The organism is Stenotrophomonas sp. S41 (genome assembly GCF_016624625.1).
Taxonomy (GTDB): domain Bacteria; phylum Pseudomonadota; class Gammaproteobacteria; order Xanthomonadales; family Xanthomonadaceae; genus Stenotrophomonas.
This window is the reverse complement of record NZ_JACVTV010000170.1, coordinates 1-5,419: the sequence shown is the minus strand read 5'-3', so window position 1 is coordinate 5,419 and position 5,419 is coordinate 1. Positions and strand designations below refer to the sequence as shown.

Below are 5,419 nucleotides of genomic sequence, written 5' to 3'. Positions count from 1 at the left end.
CGGGCCGCCGGTGGGGCTGCGCCGGGGGGGGCGCGCGCGGGGCCGGCCCCGCCGCTACCGGGCGGTGACAGGCTTTTGTAGAGTCGAGCCGTGCTCGACTGCCCTACGCTTCCCGATCCAGCAGCGAGCCCAGCATCTGGTCCTGGCTACGGATTACCGTGGCATTGGCGGCGAAGGCCACCACCTCGGCTTTCGCTGCCAGCAGGTCGCCGAGCGGCGCCGTCGGGTCCGGATCGGTGGCATTGACGGTGGTTTCCACCCCGCCCTGCTCCACCGGGCTGCGCTGCAACTGCAGGCGCTGCGCGTCCGGGGTGGCGAGGTTGGCCACGTTGTGTGCGGCCACCTGCACGCCCTGCTGGGCCGCACGCATTCCGGACAGCGCAGTCTCCATCACATTCATCGACGGTCTCCGGGCCACCCTGCGCAGCCCCTCGGACCGGTTAACGGCCCGGCACGCGCAACCTTGAGTCCACATCGGGTCAACGGGCCCGAGTGGTAGCATATCCCTCTGATTTCAGCGCCTTTTGCCAATGCTCAGTTTTTTCCGCCGCAAGAAGCCCCAGGACGCCGCCACGCCGGACGTGCCCAAGACCCAGCATTACTCGGCTGACGAGCTGGCGGCGGCGTTCCCGTCTGCTGCCCCGGTCGAAGAAGCCCCGGCCGCGCCGGTCGCCACGCCGGCCAGCGTCGAGGTCACCGCCCCTGCGCCTGTCGTAGCGCCCGAGCCGCCGGTCGCCGCTGCGCCGCCTGCCCCGGCCCCGGAACGTGTCATCGCCCCGGAGGACTTCGAAGCCGAGGCCCTGGCTGCAGCCGCCGTGCTTGCACCGCTGGCCCCGGTCACCCCGGCCGAAGCGCCGGCCACGCCTGCCACGGACCTGCCGGTACTGGTCGATGCCGCCCCGGCCCCGGCCGGCAAGCCCGGCTGGCGCGAGCGCCTGCGCAACAGCGTCATCGCCCGCAGCTTCGGCGGCCTGTTCTCGCGCAATCCCAAGCTCGACGACGATCTGCTGGACGAGCTGGAAACCGCACTGATCACCGCCGACGTCGGCGTGGGCGCCACCACCGACCTGGTCGAGGGCCTGCGCAAGCGCATGAAGTCGCGCGAGTTCGTCGATGCCAATGCGCTGCTCGCCGCGCTGCGCAGCGAACTGATCGCGATCCTGCAGCCGGTCGCCAAGCCGCTGGTGATCGACCGCAACGCCAAGCCCTTCGTGGTGCTCACCGTCGGCGTCAACGGCGTCGGCAAGACCACCACCATCGGCAAGCTGGCCAAGCGCTTCAAGGACGAGGGCCACAGCCTGATGCTGGCCGCCGGCGATACCTTCCGCGCCGCCGCCGTGGCCCAGCTGCAGGCCTGGGGCGAGCGCAACGGCGTGGCCGTGGTCGCCCAGGGACAGAACGCTGACGCCGCTTCGGTCGCCTACGACGCCCTGCAGGCCGGCAAGGCACGCGGCACCTCGGTGCTGATCGCCGATACCGCCGGTCGCCTGCACACCCAGTCCGGCCTGATGAACGAGCTGGGCAAGATCCGCCGCGTGCTCGGCAAGATCGACGAGACCGCGCCGCACGAAGTGCTGATGGTCATCGACGGCACCACCGGCCAGAACGCGCTCTCGCAGCTGCGCCAGTTCAATGCCGCGGTGAAGGTGACCGGCCTGGTGGTGACCAAGCTGGACGGCACCGCCAAGGGCGGCGTGGTGTTCGCCCTGGCCCGCGAGTTCGGCATTCCGATCCGCTTCGCCGGCATCGGCGAGCGCCCGGAAGACCTGCGCGTGTTCGATCCGGAAGCCTTCGTCGACGCCCTGCTGCCTGAAGCGCTGGGCGCCTGATACGCCGTGCAGCCACGCATGGCGTGGCTCTGCCGCCCTGCGCGCGACGCATGGCGTGGCGCCACCGCAATCCAGTAGAGCCACCCCATGGGTGGCTGCGCCCTTCTCCGGAACACCCATGCCCCGCCAGCCGCACGCCAGCGCCGCACCTGATCCCGCAGACGGCTTCGTCGCCCACCTGCTGCACTGGTTCGACGACCACGGACGCCACGACCTGCCCTGGCAGCATCCGCGCAGTCCTTACCGGGTCTGGCTGTCGGAGATCATGCTGCAGCAGACCCAGGTGACCACGGTCATCCCGTATTTCCAGCGGTTCCTGCAGCACTTCCCGACCCTGCCCGACCTGGCCGCCGCCAGCAACGACGCGGTGATGGCGCAGTGGGCCGGACTCGGCTACTACGCCCGCGCCCGCAACCTGCACGCCGCAGCCAAGCGCTGCGTGGAGCTGCACGACGGCGACCTGCCGCGCGATTTCGATGCCCTGCACGCGCTGCCCGGCATCGGCCGCAGCACTGCCGGCGCGATCCTCAGCCAGGCCTGGAACGACCCATTCGCGATCCTCGATGGCAACGTCAAGCGCGTGCTCAGCCGCTATCACGGCATCGAGGGTTTCCCCGGCCTGCCGGCCATCGAGAAGCAGCTGTGGTCGCTGGCCGAAGCGCATGTAGCGCAGGTGCCGGCTGGTCGCATGGCCGATTACACCCAGGCGCAGATGGATCTGGGCGCGACCGTGTGCAGCCGTGCCAAGCCGGCCTGCGTGATCTGCCCGATGCAGGAAGACTGCGTGGCACGCCGCGAAGGCCGCACCGCCGACCTGCCCACGCCGAAACCCGGCAAGACCCTGCCCGAGCGCGAAGCCGTGGCCCTGCTGCTGCGTGACGCCCAGCAGCGCGTGCTGCTGCAGAAGCGCCCGGACACCGGCATCTGGGCGCAGCTGTGGACGTTGCCGCAGGCCGACGCCGGCAGCGACCTGCAGGACTGGTTCGACGCCCATGTCGACGGTTCGCTGGAAGATGCCGAGGAACTGCCGGTGCTGCAGCACACTTTCAGCCACTATCGGCTGCACCTGCAGGTATTGTCGCGGCAGGTGCGCGGCCTGCGCGTGGAAGAACCCGCGCTGCGCTGGGTCGCCGCTGACGAACTTCCGGCGCTGGGCCTGCCCGCGCCGATCCGCAAGCTGCTGGACGGCACGCCGGTGAAGGCGCCGAAACGCAGAGCCACCAAACCCCGCAACCACGAGTGAGTGCCATGCCCCGAACCGTCTTCTGCCAGTACGAACAACGCGATGCCGAGGGCCTGGACTTCGTGCCCTATCCCGGTGACCTGGGCCAGCGCGTGTTCAACCATATCGGCAAGCAGGCCTGGGCGGCCTGGCTGGCGCACCAGACCATGCTGATCAACGAAAACCGCCTGTCGCCGCGCAAGCCGGAGCACCGCGCGATGCTGGAAGCGGAGCTGGTCAAGTTCCTGTTCGAGAAAGACGCTGAAAAGCCGGCCGGCTTCACCCCCGAAGCCTGAGCCGGTAGCGCCGGGCCATGCCCGGCGACCAGGAGCGCCAAAGTTCAGGCCAGCAGGGCCAGCAACTGCGCCGGTTCGCGGGCCAGGTGGCCGGCACCGGCCTCGGTCAGCTCGGCTTCGCCGCCGAAGCCCCACAGCACGCCCACGTTGCGCAGGCCGTGATGGCGCGCGCCTTCGATGTCCATGCGGCGGTCGCCGATCATCCAGCACTGCGCCGGCTGCAGCTGCAGGCGCAGCAGGGCCTCGCCGACCAGCTGCGGCTTGCTGCTGCGCGAGCCGTCCGGCGTCGAACCGATCACTTCATCGAACAGGCTGCCGAACGGCAGGTGCTCGACGATGCGCCGCGCGTGCGGCTCGTTCTTGGCGGTGACCACGGCCAGGCGGTGGCCGCGACCATGCAGCGCGCGCACGGTCGCTTCGATGTCCGGGTAGATCGTGTGCTCGCGCCAGCCTTCCACGTCGAAACGCTCGCGGTAGAAGGCCACGGCCTCCTCCACCCGCACCTCATCCCCGAAGAGCGGGCCGAAGGTGGTGCGCAGCGACGGCCCGATCCAGCCCAGCAGGGTTTCCTGCGGCGGCACCGGGTGGCCCATCTTCTGCAGCGCATAGGCGATGCAGGTGGTGATGCCCACTTCCGAATCGATCAGGGTGCCATCCATGTCGAAGAAGAGCGTTGCACGCTCTTCTCCGTCAGCACGCAGGTCGGCGCTCATGCGCCGCGTGCGGCCAGCGCAGCCACGGCCGGCAGGGTCTTGCCTTCCAGGAATTCCAGGAACGCGCCGCCACCGGTGGAGATGTAGCTGACATCACCGGCGATATCGAACTTGTCGACGGCCGCCAGGGTGTCACCGCCACCGGCGATGGAGAACGCCTTGGAGCTGGCGATGGCACGGGCCAGCGCTTCGGTGCCCTTGCTGAAGGCTTCGAATTCGAACACGCCGACCGGGCCGTTCCAGACCACGGTGCCGGCCTTCTCGATCAGCTGCGCGTACTGCGCGGCGGTCTGCGGGCCGATGTCCAGGATCAGGTCATCCTCGGCCACGGCGTCGACGGCCTTCACTTCGGCGGCGGCATCGGGCAGGAACTGCTTGGCGGTGACCACGTCCACCGGCAGCGGAATGGCCGCACCACGTGCCTGCGCATCAGCCACGATCTTCTTCGCGGTATCCAGCAGGTCCGGTTCGTACAGCGACTTGCCCACGTTGTAGCCGGCGGCGGCGATGAAGGTGTTGGCGATGCCGCCACCGACGATCAGCTGGTCGACCTTGCCGACCAGGTTGGCCAGCAGTTCCAGCTTGGTGCTGACCTTGCTGCCGGCAACGATGGCCAGCAGCGGCTTGGCCGGCGCGTCCAGCGCCTTGGCCAGGGCGTCCAGCTCGGCCATCAGCAGCGGGCCACCGGCGGCGACCGGGGCGAAGCGGATGACGCCGTGGGTGGAGGCCTGGGCGCGGTGCGCGGTACCGAAGGCATCCATCACGAACACGTCGCAGAGCGCGGCGTACTGCTTGGACAGGGCTTCGTCATCCTTGCCCTCGCCGACATTCATGCGGCAGTTTTCCAGCAGCACCAGCTGGCCCGGCTGCACATCGACGCCGTCGACCCAGTCACGCACCAGCGGAACCTCGCGGCCGAGCAGCTCGGACAGGCGCGCGGCGACCGGCGCCAGCGAGTCGGCTTCGCTCCACACGCCTTCCTTCGGGCGGCCCAGGTGCGAGGTGACCATCACGGCGGCACCCTGCTCCAGCGCGCGCTTGAGCGTCGGCAGCGAAGCGGTGATGCGCTGTTCGGAGGTGATGCGGCCATTCTCGATCGGCACGTTCAGATCCTGGCGGATCAGCACGCGCTTGCCGGAGAGGTCGAGGTCGGTCATGCGGACGATGGACATGGGCAACTCTTTGGCTCGGGGACAGGATGCCGGTTACGGCAGACGGGCATTGTATCGGGTGGCGATGCCTGCGGCAGGCAGAGGCGTACGGCAACAGCGAACAGCAACAGCCCGCATGGTCGGCTCTGGGTTGTCTGTGTGGGGGGCCGGGGGCGCGGGGGGGGGGGGGGGGGGGGGAGGCGGGGCG

6 protein-coding genes are annotated in these 5,419 nt (G+C 69.6%); 3 read left to right on the top strand and 3 right to left on the bottom strand.

The annotated features are described in order from the left end of the window. Window positions 1–103 precede the first annotated feature (103 nt). Window positions 104–400: a flagellar basal body protein gene (locus IAE56_RS20390; protein ID WP_200753773.1), complete on the bottom strand. Its 297-nt coding sequence runs from the start codon at window positions 398–400 to the stop codon at window positions 104–106. Between the two features lie 130 nt (window positions 401–530). Here IAE56_RS20390 and ftsY point away from each other — a divergent pair, with 130 nt between their 5' ends. From ftsY to IAE56_RS20375, 3 genes are all read left to right on the top strand, one after another. Next, window positions 531–1,829 (top strand): signal recognition particle-docking protein FtsY, encoded by a 1,299-nt coding sequence (gene ftsY, locus IAE56_RS20385; protein WP_200753772.1) that lies wholly within the window; start codon window positions 531–533, stop codon window positions 1,827–1,829. Between the two features lie 118 nt (window positions 1,830–1,947). Continuing rightward, window positions 1,948–3,072 carry an A/G-specific adenine glycosylase gene (mutY, locus tag IAE56_RS20380; protein WP_200753771.1) on the top strand — a complete coding sequence of 375 codons (1,125 nt, stop codon included), beginning with the start codon at window positions 1,948–1,950 and terminating at the stop codon, window positions 3,070–3,072. A gap of 5 nt (window positions 3,073–3,077) precedes the next feature. Beyond that, a complete protein-coding gene (locus IAE56_RS20375; RefSeq protein WP_108768528.1) occupies window positions 3,078–3,347 on the top strand; it encodes an oxidative damage protection protein in 270 nt (89 codons plus the stop codon). Window positions 3,348–3,391: 44 nt separating this feature from the next. Here IAE56_RS20375 and IAE56_RS20370 read toward each other — a convergent pair whose 3' ends face one another. Together IAE56_RS20370 and IAE56_RS20365 are read right to left on the bottom strand one after the other, a co-directional pair. Beyond that, window positions 3,392–4,060, bottom strand: coding sequence for an HAD hydrolase-like protein (locus IAE56_RS20370; protein WP_200753770.1), 669 nt, complete (start codon window positions 4,058–4,060; stop codon window positions 3,392–3,394). Next, on the bottom strand, window positions 4,057–5,232 hold the full coding sequence (locus IAE56_RS20365; protein ID WP_164075498.1) for a phosphoglycerate kinase: 1,176 nt from the start codon (window positions 5,230–5,232) through the stop codon (window positions 4,057–4,059). The genes IAE56_RS20370 and IAE56_RS20365 overlap by 4 nt, the downstream gene beginning before the upstream one ends. Window positions 5,233–5,419: the final 187 nt, after the last annotated feature.